We start from the raw sequence: 16,306 nt of genomic DNA on the forward strand, positions 1-16,306 counted from the left end.
TAACCCCTCTCGGCTAGAGTCGGGGCATGGGAACGATGTCCTTGCCACCGTCATTCACCGGCCGGGAGCGGCTGTTCGCTGCGATCGATGCCGCGGTGATGCTGGGCACGCCGGAGGCCATCACCGGTGCGCTGCAGCAGGTGCTGCGCGAGGCCATCGTCGATCCGTCCATCCAGCTGCCCCCCTGCGTGCGGCGCCCGGTCGAAGGGCATTACGCACGCCGTGAACTGCACCGCAGCCCGACCCTGGGCTACAGCGTCATCGCCATGTGCTGGGGCCCAGGCCAGGGCACGCCGCTGCACGACCACGATGCGATGTGGTGCGTGGAAGGCGTCTGGCAGGGCGAACTGATCGTCACTCCCTATGCGCTGATTGAACAGGATGGCGAACGTCATCGCTTTGCCGCCCAGCCCACGCTGTACGGCCACTGCGGTAGTGCCGGCAGCCTGATTCCGCCGCACGAGTACCACACGCTGTGCAACGCCAGCGACGCGGACGTGGCCGTGTCGCTGCATGTCTACGAGGGCGTGATGGAACGCAGCGCGGTGTTCGAGCCATTGGATGATGGCTGGTACCAGCGCCGGATGAAACGGCTGGAGACCGAGGCGTCCTGACCCACGCCGGATCACGCCCGGCGTAATGCAGGCATCATCGCGGCACGCCGACCACGTTGTTGAGCCGGGTCACTTCCTCGCCACCGTCGGCCAGCGCCACGCGCACGCGCAGGCCGCTGCGGTCACCGGCCGGCAACGGCAGCCAGACCTGCACGGTCTTCGGCTGCAGGTCACGGGGTGCCCCCAGTGCCGGCACGTCCGTGCGGGCGATCTCGCGACCGCGCGCGTCTTCCAGCATTGCTACGGCCACGCCGGTGCCGACATGGCCCAGGCTGTGCACGGTCACCTGCAGCTGGCTGCCGTCGATGCGTACGTCGCCGCGACCCACGCCCAGGTCCGGCCGTGTTTCCACCGGTGTTCCCTCGGACACGCGTTCGAACTCGAACACCTCGGTACGCCCGGGACGGAACTGCAGCGCCACCGAAGCGCTGGTTTCCAGCTGTACGCGGCGTTCGGCGGGCGTGCCGTCGATGTGGCCATCGCCATCGGCATCCACGCCGCTGCGTATCCGCCAGGTCCCGCTGGCCACGTTCCAGCCGGTCATGTCGGCGCCGATGGTGCGCGTGCCCAGGTTGTAGCTGGTAACGGTGAAACGTTCACGCGACGGCGCATGCACCAGCAGGGCGACCTGTTCGGCCGCTCCATCGCGGTCGAAGCGCCAGCTGACGGTGTGGCCGGGCCAACTCTGGTTGCGCTTCAGCGCGATCCCACCCAGGCGTGCGCGCTGGAGGAATTCACTGGGCGCTTCCACGCGGTCGGACCACCAGTGGCCCTCGGTGTTCATGTACGCGCGCTGCACTTTCGCCTGCAGGCCGTCGGCATGCAGGGCGGCGATGTATGACCTGTCGCCGCTGGCCTGCCAGGCCATCAGGCTGGCGAAGCCGGTTTTTCCCGCGTCGGCCTCGGCGCGCAGCAGCGGATACCAGTCCTGTTGCCGGCCCAGTACGTCCACGACGTTCTCGCCCAGGTTGGCCAGTGCGCCCGGGCCGCCACGGGCCACGCGGTAGTCCAGTGCCTGCAGGTACTTCGCATCGCCGCTCCAGCGCCACGCCGCCCAGAAGGTGTGCATCGTGTCGCCACTGCCGGAGCCGTTGTTCAACTCGCCGCCGCGGGTGGCACCGCTGGCCCAGTTGATCTCGTTGGGCAGGGTGAAGCGTCCCTTGTCGTCCTTGCCTGCGTGGGCCAGATAGCCATCGGCCAGGCCGATCACCAGCCCGCGGCCGGTGGGATCGGCGTTGTACTGGCCCAGCAGGAACGCCGGGTGCAGCACCGGGAACGAATACGGCTTCTGCCACTGCCAGTTCGGTTCGCGGTAGACCTTGTTGCCACCGAACCAGTTGCTGGAGAACAGCAGGTGGCCCTGCGGGTTGCGCAGGATGATGCGCTCGTCGAAGGCCTTCACCGTTTCCATCAGGCGTTCCAGCGTCAGCGGATCGCCCCAGTTGAGGTAGAGCATGGCGCTGTTGGTGTTGATGCCTTCCTCATAGGAATGCAGCTCGTCGGTCTCGATGGTACTCAAGCCGTTGCTGAACATGCCGTTGCGGTACACCGCGTCGGACAGCGCGGTCAGCGAGGCGTTCAATCGATCCGGCTGCACGCCCATCAGGGCCAGCCCCGGCCACTGCTGGGTCAGGTCGGAATCGTCCGAAATGCCACCACCGAAGTCACCGTAGGCCACCTGCCGTTCGTCGATCCACCAGTCGACGAACTGCCGCACCTGCGCCAGGTCCTGCACCTGGTTGAATGCCCACGCCGGCACGCCCCTGGGCACGGCAGGCGCCGTGTAGGGCGGGCGGCCCTGGCTGTTGTAGCTGATGTAGTTCCAGTACAGGCGGCCGAGTTCATGGTCCGGATCCACCCGCAGCAGGTCGCTCAGGTCCGCGTACACGCGCGCGTACAGGCGCTGGCGCTTGGACGTGGTGTGCTCTTCCACCAGGAAGCCCCAGTTGTCGCGGACCTGGTTGAAGCGGTCGGCCACGTGCTCCTTCAGCGCGTCGGCACGCGGCTTGAACACCAGCCGGACCTGCGCACCGTCGAGGGCATCGGCATCGAAGCCTGGTGCGGCCGAGGCGATGCTCAGCCACAGGCTGTCCGGGGTGAGGATGCGATCGCGCAGGTCCAGCCACAGCGTGCGCGCCTGCCGTGGCGGCACCGACACCGATACATCGATCATGTCGCGCGCCGGCCAGATCGGATCCTTGATGCGGATGTTCAGCGGGATCAGTCCATCGTGGGTGGGCGGCAGGTCCAGCGCGGGAAGGTCGATGGCCACGCCGTCCAGGCCGTCGTGCATGTTCTCCCAGCTGTAGGCCCAGCTGCGGATCAGCGGCTGGTTGGCCGGCGCGTCACCCACCCCGGAAGGAATCAGCACGTGCACGATCGGCTGCGGATGTGCGGGCAGGGTGCCGGCATCCCGGCGGCGGGAACCAGCGCCCTTCGGCAGCGCCATCACCGTGCTGCGTTCGGCGGCCGGGAAACGTCCGTCGATGTAGCGGCGCAATGCGTCCAGGTTGGTGTAGTCGGGCAGCGCCCGGCTGTCGATGATGTAGGTCTGCTTCACCGTGCCTTCCGGCTCGGTGCCCTCGCTCACGTGGTAGGCCCAGATTTCCTGGATCGGTGTTTCCTGCTCGACGTTGCTGAAACGCAGCACGCCGCCGCGCTGCGCGGCAATGTCGTCGACGCTGCGCACCACGCCGCGCGGGCGCGTGACCAGCACGTCGGTGGCATGTCCGGCGTCGGGCCCGTGGGAAAGGGTGCCGAAGGCCGCACCACGGATCTCCACCCGGTTCACCGTTTCGGTGGCCGGCAGGGTCAGGTCCAGGTGCTGGCCGCCTTCCACATAGGTGTTCCAGTCCGGAAGCTGGAAGTAGTCATTGCGGCCGGGCAGGCGCGAGCGGTTGTAGACGCCCGGCCAGGTGGTTTCGGCGATGCCATCGGTGGCCTTCCACATCCACGCCTTCAGGTCGCGGGTGTCGGCGAATTCGATCTTGCGGATGCGGGTGCCGCCGGCCGCCAACGCTGGGGGTGCAGCCCCTTCCCAGCCGAAGCGGTGGCGCCAGGCGCGCGTGCCATCGCCGATCGCCACGGCGCTGGCTGGCTCGCGGCCGCGCGCCAGCGTTGCCACCGCCGGCGCATCCAGCATGCGGTCGTAGACCCGGATGTGCTGGAAATCGCTCCCACGCAGGAAGTTGTAGCGACTCTGCACCTGGTACGGTGCCATTACCCGCCCGGCAAGGCCGAGCTGGTCCAGCGCGGCATCGTAATTGCCGGTGGCCTGCGCGCGCGCCACTTCGCGGCCATCGATGAACAGGCGCACGCCGTGGTCCTCATCCCAGGCGAAGGCCAGGTGCAACCACTGGTCGGGACGCGGCAGTGCATCCATGCGGAACGACACGCGTGTGCGTGCCAGGTTGGCATCGGTGACGAAGGCATCGAAGCCGTGCCCGTTCCAGTCGATGCGCAGCCAGGCCATGTCCCAGCTGCTGTGGTCGGCGTAGCCGACGCGGAAGATCACGAACGGCGCTTCACCCACCGCGTAGCGTGAACGCCAGTCGAAGGCCAGCGTGCCGCGCTGGGCCAGGATGTTGCCCGGCGCGTCCCAGGCAAGCACGCCGTCGTCTTCCCATTGGATGGCCTTGCCATGCTGGCCGTCGTCGACCACCGCGACCTTGTCGCGAAAGTTCGCTACGGCCTCACCGTGAGCGGTCACGGCCTGCAGGCCGTGATTGGCATCCACATGGAAGAGCAGGGTGGGGACATCGGCGGCGGCCGTCGCGGGGCCTGCAGCCAGGGCCACTGCCAGCAGCAGGCAGCGGGACACGGTCGTGCGGTGCGGCATGGAGACATTTCCTTTCAACGGGCGACGGCCGGCGGCGGGCCGCCGGACCGTAGCAAGGCCACGCCGCAGCGGCACCTTGCGGCGCAGCAGCGGTCATGGCGAACCGCGGCGCGTATCGGTACGCGCCGCCGGCGTTGCTCAGAACTTGTAGCGCACGCCCAGCAGGAACTGGCGGCCGGTTTCGGTGTACTGGAGTGGCAGGCGGCCGGTGGCGGGCGAGTACACCCATTCATCCGAGGCTTCGTTGGTCAGGTTGATGCCTTCCAGGCTCAGTTCCAGCTGGTCGCTGATCTTGTAGCGGATGGACGCATCAATGACCGTGGTGCCGGTCATGCCGTGGTAGCCGTCCAGGTTGAAGCCGGTTTCCTGACCGGGCACCTGGGTGAGGTAGTCATCGCGGTTGGTGGCGGAGACGCGGCCAGCGAAGGTCTCGCCTTCGTAGAACAGCGTTGCGTTCCATGACGATTTGGACAGGCCCAGCAGATCGTTCTTCATCACCGGCTGGCCAGCCGAGTTGATGTACTGGATCTTCGATTCGACCCAGGTGTAGTTCAGCTGCACGCCCAGGTTCGACCACTTGCCCGGCAGGAAAGTGAAGGGCTGGGTGTAGTTCGCCTCGGCGCCGTACAGCTCACCGCCGGGGGTATTGACTGGCCGGGTGAAGGTGAAGTCGTCGGTGGGCGAGGCGCCGGTACCGGTCAGCAGTTCGGCAGGCAGGCCGCTGTCGGTGTACGGGCGGTTCTCGCGCAGGGTCTGCACCGAGGTCTCGATGTCCTTGTAGAACAGGCCCAGGCCCGCCATCGCGCCTTCGGCGAAGTACCACTCGAAGCCCAGGTCGACATTGGTGGCGCGCGTCGGGTCCAGGTTGGGATTGCCGCTGGAGATGGTGCGCGCACCACCGGCCACGGCCACGGTTGCACCTGGCGTTAGGCTGCCCAGGCCCGGGCGGGTCATGACCTTGGCCGCACCCAGGCGGATCAGGAAATCGGGCGTGACCTCGGCCACCAGGTTGAACGAGGGCAGGGTGTCATCGTAGGTGCGGGTGGCGGTGGTGGAGGTGGTACCACTGGCCAGCGTCGACAGCCCGGTGGAGGTCTGCCTGGTGCGCACGTAGCGGACGCCGAAGTTGCCCGACAGCGGCAGCGAGCCGATTTCGGTGCTGAACTCGCCCATCAGGTAGGCACCACGGTCCTTCTCTTCCACGCTGCGCACGTTGTTGGCGCGCGGCGCGACGGCATAGATGCCGCTGTTGCTGTAGATGTCGAACTGGTCGGCGATTGCATCCAGGTTCGGCACCACCCAGTTGGATGGATTGCCATTGATGCCCTTCAGGCCGGCCTGGTTGATCATGTCCACGGGCACGATCCTGCTGCCGCTGGCGAAGGTCGGCACGGCCAGTTCGCTGGCACGGCGCAGTTCGGTGGTCTTGAACGTGTAGTCCTTGGCAAGCACGCCGCCCTTCAGGCGGAAGCCGGGGCTGATGTTCCAGTTGAAGTCGATCTGGCCGGTATCGAAGTCGTTGTCCACGTACTGCGGGCGCAGGCGGATTTCCGCCAGTTCCCAACCGTTGGGGTCGGTCGGGTCGATGCCGTAGTTTAGGATCGGGAAGCGGCTGTTGCCACGGTAGTCGTAGCTGTAGCCCTTGACGTCGTACTTGTCCATGATGACGGTGGTCTGCACTGGATTCTCGTGCCTGGAGCGCGAGATGCCCAGCTTGCCGGACACGGTGAAGTCGTCGCCGAAACGGTGCTGGCCGTTCAGGCTGATCTGCTTGAACTCGGTGCTCCACTCGTCGTGGCGGTTCTCGGTACGGATGTCGACGTTGTCGAATTCACCGTACAGCAGCGCGCCGTTGCGGATCTCGCCGTTCCTGACGATGGTGCTCGGCTTGCCGACCAGGCGCGGGGTGCTGCTGCTGCCACGGCTGAAGGAAATCGCTTCGATGTACTGCTCGTCGCGGGTGGCATCGATCTTCGAGTACAGCATGTCCAGCGATACTTCACTGGCATCGCTGGGCTTCCACTGCAGCGAGCCGGTCACGCCCAGGCGCTTCTGCTCGTGTTCCATCTGCACGTAGCGCGGGAAGCGCGGGTGGAATACATCAGCGGCGCGTGCGGCGGCGAACGGCGATGACGCAGCGAAATTGCCATTGCTCGGGCCGTTGGCCCAGCGGCCAGTGTTGGAGCCTTCCTCCAGTGCCTGGCGCTCGGAGTAGGCCACCGACAGGAGAGCGCCGAAGGTACCATCGGCGAAGGTGTTGGAGACCAGCGCGGCCAGCCGCGGGTCGGCCTTTTCGGCCATCTGGTTGTAGCCGGCCTGGCCGCTTGCGGCGAAGGTGAAGCCGTCGTAGTCGAACGGGCGCGCGGTGCGCAGGTCGACAGTGGCACCCAGCGAGCCTTCCTCGACGTCGGCCGAGGCGGTCTTGCGCACCACCAGCTGCGAGAACAGGTCCGAGGCAAACACGTTGAAGTCGAAACCGCGGCCGCGGTTGGTACCACCGCTCTGGTCACCGGCGCCGACGGTGGTCAGCGCTTCCATCCCATTGATGCGCACGCGGGTGAAATCCGGGCCCAGGCCGCGCACCGAGATGTTGCGGCCTTCGCCGGCTTCGCGTGTGATCACCACGCCCGGAATGCGCTGCAGCGATTCAGCCAGATTGAGGTCGGGAAACTTGCCGATGTCTTCGGCGACGATGGCATCGACCACGCCGGCCTCGCCGCGCTTGATGTCCAGCGCCTTTTCGACACTGGCGCGATAGCCTGTGACGTTCACCGTGTCCAGGTCGGTAGCGGTCTGCTGCTGGGCGGCCGCGCTGGTGGACAGGGCGAGTCCCACCCCCAGGGCCAGCAAGGTAACCGGTGTCTTTTTTCCATGGATCCGAGATTGCATGCCTTTCCCCTCTCCCAAAGGTCTGGTATCGCAGCTGCGCGGCGAAATGACACCGCTAGTCAAAACCGACGTTAGCAGCACCACCGGGATCGGGCATCTTGCACCGCAACAGATTTGCAATGTCTCCAAGACGCTTGCAGGACAAAGGTTTCGACATATCGCCCAAGCGCTCTCAAGGCGTCTTCGGTCTAGAATGACACCGCTAGCCAATCGCCACGCCCCTCGCGTGGTCCACTTACACGCCATGCAGTGTCCCATGCTGGTGGCACGCGTGAAGGAGCTGAGATGGGTCGTATCGTGTGTTTTGGAGAGTTGTTGCTGCGCCTGGGTGCCCCCGGCAACGAACTGCTGCTGCAGTCGCCGCAACTCCAGGTCCATGTGGGAGGGGCCGAAGCCAACGTGGGTGTCTCGCTGTCCCGGCTTGGACATCAGGTGGCCATGGTCAGCACCGTGGCCGGCAATGCGCTGGGGGCGCATGTACTGGGTGAACTGCGGCGGCACGGCGTGGATACGCGCGGTGTGCGCGAGGACGCCGAGGGCCGCATGGGCCTGTACTTCCTCACCACCGGCGCGGTACAGCGCGCGAGCGAAGTGGTCTACGACCGCGCGGATTCGGCGTTCGCGCGCAGCACTGCAGCCGACTACGACTGGCCAGCGCTGCTGCAGGACGCGCAGTGGCTGCACGTCTCCGGGGTCAGCCCGGCGTTGGGCCCGCACGTGGCGGCGGCCACGCTGGCGGCGGCGCGCGCGGCAAGACAGGCCGGTGTCCGCGTCTCCTTCGACGGCAATTTCCGGCCCCGCCTCTGGCAGCGCTGGGGAGGCGATGCGCAGGCGGTATTGCGCGAACTGTTCGCGCAGGCCGACATCGTGTTCGCCGATTACCGCGACATGGAGGTCGTACTGGGCACCCGCTTCACCCAGCCGGACCTGATGGAGCGGATCGACGCGGCCGCTGCCGCCGCGTTCGGTGCCTTTCCGCAACTGCAGTGGATGGCCTGCACGCAGCGGCAGGTGCTGAGCGTGGACCACCATGTGCTGGGCGCTGTGTTGCTGGGTTGCGACGGAACCCGCGCACAGGCCCCACTGCGTCATCTGCAGGGCATCGTCGACCGCATCGGTGGCGGTGATGCCTTCGCGGCCGGCATCCTGCATGGCATCCTGTCCGGCCTTGATGCCGACGCCACCGTGCGGTTCGGCCTGGCCGCCGGGGCGCTGAAGCACTCCATCCCCGGCGATTTCAATCCTGTCAGCGAAGCTGACGTGCTGGCCCTGATGGGCGAGGAGCGATTCGATGTCCGCCGCTGATCCGCGCGTACGCGCGGTCCTGAAACTGGCACCGGTGATTCCGGTGTACACCCCCGAAAACGTGAATGACGCGGTCGAAGTGGCCCAGGCCCTGTTCCGCGGCGGCCTGCCGGTGATCGAAGTGACCCTGCGCACGCCGCAGGCGCTGGACGCGATCACGGCCATGGTCGAGGCCGTACCGGACGCGGTGATCGGTGCCGGCACCGTGCTTACCCCGGCACAGATGCAGGCGGCGAAGCAGGCCGGAGCGCGTTTCGCGGTGTCCCCCGGCGCCACGCCGGCACTGTACGCGGCCGCGCGCGATGCCGACCTGCCGTACCTGCCCGGTGCGGCCACGGCCTCGGACCTGATCCTGGGCCTGGAGCACGGCCAAGACACGTTCAAGTTCTTTCCCGCCGTGCAGGCCGGCGGTGCCGCGCTGCTGGCGGCCTGGCACGGTCCATTCGCCGACGTGCGCTTCTGCCCGACCGGTGGCATCAGCGCGCAGACCGCGCCGCAGTTCCTGCACCTGCCCAATGTGCTGTGCGTGGGTGGCTCGTGGTTGACCACGCCGGCACTGCTGCAGACCCGCGACTGGGAGGCCATCGAGCGCCTCGCCCGCGAGGCCTCGGTGCTGGCCAGCTGAACCCGACGCACGGATCTTCAAAGGTTTGATCGTGATCAAAGCGCCGGCCTCGTGCCGGCGTCATTCTGTGGGCAAGCGCACTACGGAGATCCGAACATGAATTCCACCATGAAGGCCGCTGTCGTGCGTGAGTTCGGCAAGCCACTGGTCATCGAGGAAGTCTCGGTACCACGCCCGGGGGCGGGCGAGGTACTGGTCAGGATCGAGGCCTGTGGTGTCTGCCACACCGACCTGCACGCCGCCGAGGGCGACTGGCCGGTCAAACCGAACCCGCCGTTCATCCCCGGTCACGAGGGCGTGGGGCACGTCGTGGCCGTGGGTGGCGGGGTCGGGCACGTCAGGGAAGGCGACAGGGTCGGCATCCCCTGGTTGTACTCGGCGTGTGGCCATTGCGAACACTGCCTGGGGGGCTGGGAAACGCTGTGCGAAACGCAGCGCAACACCGGTTACTCGGTCAACGGCGGCTTCGCCGAGTACGCACTGGCCGATGCCAACTATGTCGGCCTGCTTCCAAAGGACGTGGGCTTCGTGGAGATCGCGCCGGTGCTGTGCGCCGGCGTGACCGTCTACAAGGGCCTGAAGGTCACCGACACCAGGCCCGGTGACTGGGTGGCGATCTCCGGCATCGGTGGCCTGGGCCACATGGCCGTGCAGTACGCCCGCGCAATGGGCCTGAACGTGGCGGCGGTGGACGTGGATGACAACAAACTGGCGCTGGCGCGGAAGCTCGGCGCGCAGGTCACCGTCAACGCGCGTACCACCGACCCGGCCGCCTTCCTGAAGAAGGAGATCGGTGGCGCACACGGTGCACTGGTCACCGCGGTGTCGCCGAAGGCGTTCGAGCAGGCACTGGGCATGGTCCGCCGCGGCGGCACTGTCTCGCTCAATGGCCTGCCGCCCGGCAACTTCCCGCTGGATATCTTCGGCATGGTGCTTAACGGCATCACCGTGCGCGGTTCGATCGTCGGCACCCGCCTGGACCTGCAGGAATCGCTGCAGTTCGCTGCCGAGGGCAAGGTCGCCGCCACCGTCAGCACCGATCGCCTGGAAAACATCAACGACGTGTTCGCACGCATGCACGCAGGCACCATCGAAGGCCGCGTCGTACTGGACTTCGCCGCCTGACCCTCCGTGCATGGCCGCCGCCGCTCCGTCCCCCTCTCCCACGGACGCGGCGGCCATGCCGATTCATCGCCAGCGGGCACCCGCGCGGCCGTACAATGCGCGCATGCCCGGCGTGCTCAAGATCCTGTTCCTGTCCATCGTTGCCCTGCTCGGCGGTGTACTTTCACTTGCGCTGGTGAGCAGCGTCGCCAGCTGGCTGCCGCCGCTGCTGGGCATGCCGCCGGACAACAACAGCGCGCAGCTGGGCTGGGACCTGGCCTTCAGCGTGCTCGCTGGCATCGCGGGTATCGCCTTTGCCACCTACTACGCGCCCTGCTGGCCGCGTTCGCACGGCTTCTCGATCTGGTCGCTGATCGCGCTGGGCTGCGGCTACGCGATGTGGACGGCGGGTGCGGATTTCCCGCTCTGGTTCGTCATTTCGCTGCTGGCGTCGCTGCCGCTGCAATTGCTGGCCGGCTGGTGGTTTGGCCGTCGTCCCTCGCGCGATGCAAGGTGATGCCGCCCCTGCAGAGCCGAGCCTGTGCTCGGCTTTCATGCACATTTACACAGGCAGCCGAGCATAGGCTCGGCTCTACAGGTCCATCCGCGGCAGCGTCTGCTTCAACGCATCGATGCCCTGCCACGGATCCGCTTTCAGCCGCTTCGCGCGCGCCAGCGCCTTGGCCATCGAAAACGCATCCGCCGCACCGACGCGTGCCAGTTCCTCCCAGCGCAGCGGTACCGCCACACCGGCACTTTCACGCGCACGCAGCGACCACGAGCACACGCTGGTGGCGCCCCGCGTATTGCGCAGCCAGTCGATGAAGATGACGCCGCCACGCTTGGCCTTGCTCATGGTCGCCACGTAGTGGTCCGGCGCGCGCTCCGCCATCGCCCGGGCAAATGCCTCGCAGAACACCCTGGCCTGTTCCCAGTCGGCCCTGGGCTTCAGCGGCACCACAACGTGCACGCCCTTGCCACCGGACAACCGCACGAAGCTCTTCAGGCCGGCCTCCTGCAGGCGGTCACGGACGTCACGCGCAGCGGCCTTCACCTGTGCCCAGCTGACGCCTTCTCCAGGGTCAAGATCGAACACCAGCCGATCCGGATGCTCGGGGTCGGCGACGGTTGCACCCCAGGGATGCAACTCCAGGGTGTTCATCTGCACCAGCTGCAGCAGGCCCCGTGCGTCGTCGATGTAAACGTAATCCTCGCGCCCGCTCTTCTGCTGCAGCGGCACCGCATGTACCGCATCGCCCAGGCCGGCACCATGGTGCTTCTGGAAGAAGCAGGCCTTGCCGACGCCGTCCGGGCAGCGCAGTAGTGACAGCGGACGCGCGCTGATTTCCGGCAGGATCCAGCGCGCCATGCGCTGGTAGTAGTCGGCCACGGCGCCCTTGGTCAGCTTCTGCTTTGGAAAAACCACCCGCTCCGGATGAGTAATCTGGACCTCGCCTCCAGCTTCGGTATCTGCGATGTTCATTCCAAGGTCCTCCTTCGGCGTGTCGCTGCGCAGCCGCTTGAAACCAGCCTGGCGCAGGTAGGCCGCCGCGTCGGATCACCCTGCGCGGGCGTGTCGTCAGGCGCCGGCGTCTGCCCTGCGCCGCCGCCAGGTCGGCGCTTTCGCCGGTACTGCTCCAGCGACATGCTCAACCTGCCTTGCGGCGTGCAGCGGTCTTCTTTGCAGCTTTCTTCGCAGCCTTCTTGGCTGCCTTCTTTACCGTGGATTTGGTGGCTGCTTTCCGCGTTGCCGTCTTTTTCGCTGGCGTGCGCTTGTTGGCATCCAGGCTCTTCTGCAGCAGCGCCATGAAATCGACCACATTGGTGCTGGCGTCCTCGCGCGGTGCAGGCTCATCGTCGACCCGCGTGGTACCCCCCTTGGACTTGATGCGCTTGTTCAACACCTGCTGCAGGCGCTCGCGGAATTCATCGTGATACTGCGACGGATCCCAGTCGCCGGCCATCGACTCGATCAGCTGTTCGGCCATCGCCGTTTCCTTGCTGGTGATGCGGTAGTCGGACAGCTTGCCGGTGGGCAGCTTGTACTCCTCCGGATCCACCAGTTCCTGTGGATAGCGCAGGATCATCAGCACCAGTGCGTCCTCATGCGGCATCACCGCGCACAGGTACTCGCGTGTGCGCACGACCACCCGCGCGATACCGACCTTGCCGGTGCTGCGCAGGGTCTCGCGCAGCAGCACATAGCCTTTCTCGGCCTTCTTGCCGGGCACCAGCAAATACGGTTTCTCGTAGTAGCGCGGATCGATCTGCGATGCATCCACGAACGATTCCACTTCTACGGCCTCGTGGCTTTCTGGTGCCGCCGAACGGATATCGCCTTCCTCCAGCACGACATAGCTGCCCTTGTCGTACTCGTAGGCCTTGACGATGTCCTTCCAGGGAACTTCCTCGCCCGTATCGGCGTTGACCCGCTCAAAGCGGATCGGCTTGCGATCGCGGGAGTCGAGCATGCGGAACTGCAGATCGACCTTGCGCTCTCCGGACATCAGTGACACCGGCACATTGAGCAGGCCGAACGAGAGCGTGCCAGTCCAGATCGGGCGGGCCATGGGCGTACCTTTGGCGGGGCAGGGTGCCCAGCGTGGGCCGGAGGGCGTAAACCAACCGTGTCCGTGCCGTGCACGTCAGGTGGCGCGACCACTTGGCTGTAGAGCCGAGCCCGCGCTCGGCTGCTTCAAGTGCCCGCCACTACTGCAGCAACGGCCTCACCGCCGCCGCCGGGATATGGTCCAGCGCGCGCCAGGCGTCCTCCACGACCGGGCGTGCCTGCGACCAGCCCAGCCGCGACTGCCCGCGCATCTGTTCCCAATGCTCGGCCAGTTCCTCGCAGGTATCGGCAGCATCACCGCGTGGCCAATCCGCAGCATGGGTCGTCAGCGCGAAGGCATATACCGGGCACAGATCGCGCCAGTTGCGGTGGCTTTGGCCACGCCTCTCCTCGTAGTCGCTGATCATGTACTGCAGGTAGTCCTGCGCCACCGCCTGCGGATCTTCCTGGCGGCGCGTGCGGCGCTGGGCAGTGCGCTGGCCGAGTGGATCGAGCAGGGCGTTGAACACGGACGGTGCGGGTCGTTCAAGACGGGGCATGGACGGCTCCTGCAGCGGGGGCGGGTGGGCAGGAATACGCGCGGTGCCGTTACCGGGGGGTGAGCGAGATGTTCATGACGCCAGGTTCGCAACGGCTTTACCTGCGGGGCGGTGTAGTGGAATCCCCCCAAGGGCAGGTACCAGACCATGAGCCGAGAGACCTCGCGAGACCCGCTGCGGGAGAACCACCCGCCCATTCCCGGCGAGCAGCGCGGCAAGCGCGATGCCGACAACGCCGACTACCGCGGCACCGGCGCGCCGTTCTTCGATGCCGAGCACGACCACCTGCCGGTGAAGCACGAGGCTGAACAGGCCGCCCAGGACCGCAAGGATGGCGGTGACCGCCACCGGGGTGGCCAGGAGAGCCCGCTCAAGCGCCGCGAGCGCAAGCAGCGCGCCAGCGACAACCAGGACGAGGCGCTGGAGGAGACGTTCCCGGCCAGCGACCCGACCTCGCCGTTCGTGCCGGCCAAGGCCCCCGACTGACCGGTAGTGCCGGCCGCTGGCCGGCAACGTCTGGGCTGCCCTACACAAAGCGATGCCGGCCAGCGGCCGGCACTACCAACTCAGCGCCACGACCACTGCAGGCCGACGTTGGCTCGCCGTCCCGGTCCCGGCTCATAGAAGCGCCCGTTGCCGTCATTGACGATCACCGAGCCGATGTAGGCCTGGTCCAGCACGTTCTCCAGCCGCGCGAAAGCACGCAGTTCACCGCTGGGCAGGGTCCAGCGGCGTCCGCCCTCCACGTGCAACAGGGCAAAGCCCGGCGCCCGTTCGGTGGCGACGTCGTTGACCACGGTATCGCTGCTGGCCGTGGCCTCCAGAGCCCATTGCCAGTCGGCGGGGCTCCACTGCAGGCGTGCGAACGCCTGCTGGCGCGGCACACCCGGCAAGCGACTGCCCGCCGCGACCACGTTGTTCGAGGTCAGGTAAGGCGAGCGCACCTGCGCCTGCAGCCAAGTCCAGGCCAACTGCAGTTCCAATTGCTCGGCCAGCGGCTGTCGGTACTGCAGTTCCACGCCCTGGCGGCGGGTGCGGCCAATGTTGCGATAGGTGCTGCGCCCCCCGGTGTTGCTGGCAACGGCCAGCTCATCGTCGGTATCTGCACGGAACAGGCTGATATCGAGCTGGATTCCGCCCTGCGCGTGCCACTTGCTGCCAATCTCCAGATTGCGGCTGCGGGCGGCCGCCAGGTCCAGTGCCAATCCCGCCTGCCCGTCGGCGCGATAGCCCAGTTCGTTGAAGGTGGGGGTTTCGAAACCGCGGCCGACCGCAGCATGCAGCCGCCACTGCGGGTTGGCCTCAAAGCTGATCCCGGCCACCGGCGTGGTGGCCTGGTAGCGCCGGCGGCCACTGTCATCCGGGTTGCGGCCGATGATGTAGCGGTCGTCGGATTCGAAGCGCACGGTGCTGTGGCGCAGGCCAGCCAGCAATGACCAGCGTGGACTCCACTGCCACCACGCCTGCGCGAACTGATCGACGTTATGCACGGTGTCGATCTGGTCTCTGCGCAGGCGCCCACGTACGCCCAGCGTGCTGCCGATGAAGTTCTCGTAGCCGGTCCGATGCTGGCGCTGGCGGTCGGCGCTGAGCCCGGCCACCAGGTCCAGCGGTCGCCCGGCCAGATCGCCGTGCCAGCCCCAGCGCGCGTCCAGCCCGCCGTAGCCGGCGTCCAGATCGATCACGCCGCCGGCATGCAGCGGATTGGCCTGCGCCGTGGGCGGAATGGGCAGGAACTGGGTCACCGCGCGCTGCCCGGCATAGCCCATCAACTGCCAGCGCTGCGCTCCCGTTTCACGGGTCCAGCGCAGGCCGGCCTGCTGCTGGCGCACCGATTTGCGGGTGTTGTACGGGTGCGCCACCGCCGTGGCCTGGCGCGGATCAGCCGCCACCTGGGCACGGGTCAGGCCCAGCGGATCCTGTGCATCGGGGGCATCGAGCGCATTGAGCAACAGCTCCAGCCGCCCACCGCCCAGCGCACCACCGATGCGTGCGTTGAGCGATTCACGGCGCGCACGGCTGTGGTCGCGCCAGCCATCGGTGCGGAGGTGATTGGCGGCGATGTTGTAGTCCAGCAGTTGGCCGGCACCCTTCAGCTGCGCGCCGACACTGAGCGTGTTGTCGGCGCCAGCGTTGAGCCGCAACCGCCACGGGTCGCCGGCCTGGCCCTGCGCGCTCCAGACCTGCAGCACGCCACCGGAGGAGTTGCCGTACAGCGCCGAGAACGGCCCGCGCAGCACGTCGATGCGCTCGGCGCCCAGCAGGCTGGCGTGTGACAGCTGGCCCTGGCCATCGGGCATGGTGGCCGGCACGCCGTCGATCAACACCCGCACCCCGCGCACACCGAAGGTCGAGCGCGCGCCGAAGCCACGGATCGACAGCTGCGTGTCCTGCGCGAAGTTCTGCCGGTCGCGCGCCAGCAGCCCCGGTACCCCGGCCAGCGCCTCGGACAGCTGCGCGCCGGTGCCAGCGCGGCTGGCATTGATCCAGACCGTGTCTTGGCTGGCCGGCAGCGCGAACGGGTCGATGCCCGGCACCCGTGCGGCCTGTACCTGCACCGCAGGCAGGGCGGTGGGCGCAGGCTCGGCCACCGCTGTCCAGGGCGACAGCAGCAGGGCAGACAGCGGAAGGCAACAGCGTCGTGCGGCGGGATTCATGATTCAGGTTGATGGATCGGGCGGCAACGCACGCCATGGTACGGGGCCGCGGATGACGATGGCGGCGGCCAGCCCCGGCAGGCTTTGTTACGATGGGCTGTTTCCGGCCGAAAAGCCGCGAACCGCGTGGCGCAATTCCTCCCCCTTTCCGTCTACCGAACGAGTA

11 protein-coding genes and 1 pseudogene are annotated in these 16,306 nt (G+C 67.2%); 6 read left to right on the forward strand and 6 right to left on the reverse strand.

Features of this window, described 5'->3' with window-relative positions:
• Positions 1–26 precede the first annotated feature (26 nt).
• A complete protein-coding gene (locus ACTXG9_RS14650) occupies positions 27–614 on the forward strand; it encodes a cysteine dioxygenase family protein (protein ID WP_111099263.1) in 588 nt (195 codons plus the stop codon).
• Positions 615–648: 34 nt separating this feature from the next.
• Here the strand turns inward: ACTXG9_RS14650 and ACTXG9_RS14655 are convergent, their stop codons facing one another.
• Positions 649–4,452 carry a LamG-like jellyroll fold domain-containing protein gene (locus ACTXG9_RS14655; RefSeq protein ID WP_288041325.1) on the reverse strand — a complete coding sequence of 1,268 codons (3,804 nt, stop codon included), beginning with the start codon at positions 4,450–4,452 and terminating at the stop codon, positions 649–651.
• Between the two features lie 138 nt (positions 4,453–4,590).
• The gene (locus ACTXG9_RS14660) at positions 4,591–7,341 is read right to left on the reverse strand and encodes a TonB-dependent receptor (RefSeq protein ID WP_029550752.1); all 2,751 of its coding nucleotides are present in this window, start codon (positions 7,339–7,341) and stop codon (positions 4,591–4,593) included.
• A 285-nt stretch (positions 7,342–7,626) separates the two neighbouring features.
• Between ACTXG9_RS14660 and ACTXG9_RS14665 the strand changes: the two genes are divergently transcribed.
• The 4 genes from ACTXG9_RS14665 (at position 7,627) to ACTXG9_RS14680 (ending at position 10,892) form a co-directional block, all read left to right on the forward strand.
• Positions 7,627–8,646, forward strand: a complete 1,020-nt coding sequence (locus ACTXG9_RS14665; RefSeq protein ID WP_026346897.1) for a sugar kinase — start codon at positions 7,627–7,629, stop codon at positions 8,644–8,646.
• A complete protein-coding gene (gene eda, locus ACTXG9_RS14670) occupies positions 8,633–9,271 on the forward strand; it encodes a bifunctional 4-hydroxy-2-oxoglutarate aldolase/2-dehydro-3-deoxy-phosphogluconate aldolase (protein WP_111099265.1) in 639 nt (212 codons plus the stop codon). The genes ACTXG9_RS14665 and eda overlap by 14 nt, the downstream gene beginning before the upstream one ends.
• A gap of 96 nt (positions 9,272–9,367) precedes the next feature.
• Positions 9,368–10,396: an alcohol dehydrogenase AdhP gene (gene adhP, locus ACTXG9_RS14675; RefSeq protein WP_021204618.1), complete on the forward strand. Its 1,029-nt coding sequence runs from the start codon at positions 9,368–9,370 to the stop codon at positions 10,394–10,396.
• Between the two features lie 103 nt (positions 10,397–10,499).
• Positions 10,500–10,892 carry a hypothetical protein gene (locus tag ACTXG9_RS14680; protein WP_456115725.1) on the forward strand — a complete coding sequence of 131 codons (393 nt, stop codon included), beginning with the start codon at positions 10,500–10,502 and terminating at the stop codon, positions 10,890–10,892.
• 75 nt (positions 10,893–10,967) lie between these two features.
• Here ACTXG9_RS14680 and ligD read toward each other — a convergent pair.
• From ligD to ACTXG9_RS14695, 3 genes and pseudogenes are all read right to left on the reverse strand, one after another.
• Positions 10,968–11,915: pseudogene (gene ligD / locus ACTXG9_RS14685) on the reverse strand (non-homologous end-joining DNA ligase); the annotation flags it as partial.
• A gap of 109 nt (positions 11,916–12,024) precedes the next feature.
• Complete coding sequence (gene ku / locus ACTXG9_RS14690) at positions 12,025–12,945, reverse strand: non-homologous end joining protein Ku (protein ID WP_021204616.1); 921 nt, start codon at positions 12,943–12,945, stop codon at positions 12,025–12,027.
• Between the two features lie 139 nt (positions 12,946–13,084).
• Positions 13,085–13,483, reverse strand: a complete 399-nt coding sequence (locus tag ACTXG9_RS14695; RefSeq protein ID WP_021204615.1) for a hypothetical protein — start codon at positions 13,481–13,483, stop codon at positions 13,085–13,087.
• Positions 13,484–13,630: 147 nt separating this feature from the next.
• Here ACTXG9_RS14695 and ACTXG9_RS14700 point away from each other — a divergent pair, with 147 nt between their 5' ends.
• Positions 13,631–13,969 (forward strand): hypothetical protein, encoded by a 339-nt coding sequence (locus tag ACTXG9_RS14700; RefSeq protein ID WP_005411772.1) that lies wholly within the window; start codon positions 13,631–13,633, stop codon positions 13,967–13,969.
• Between the two features lie 80 nt (positions 13,970–14,049).
• On the opposite strand, the gene ACTXG9_RS14705 is transcribed toward ACTXG9_RS14700, so the two are convergent.
• Positions 14,050–16,140 carry a TonB-dependent receptor domain-containing protein gene (locus ACTXG9_RS14705; protein ID WP_206621830.1) on the reverse strand — a complete coding sequence of 697 codons (2,091 nt, stop codon included), beginning with the start codon at positions 16,138–16,140 and terminating at the stop codon, positions 14,050–14,052.
• Positions 16,141–16,306 lie beyond the last annotated feature (166 nt).

The sequence above is a fragment of the Stenotrophomonas maltophilia group sp. LNF247 genome (assembly GCF_054083135.1).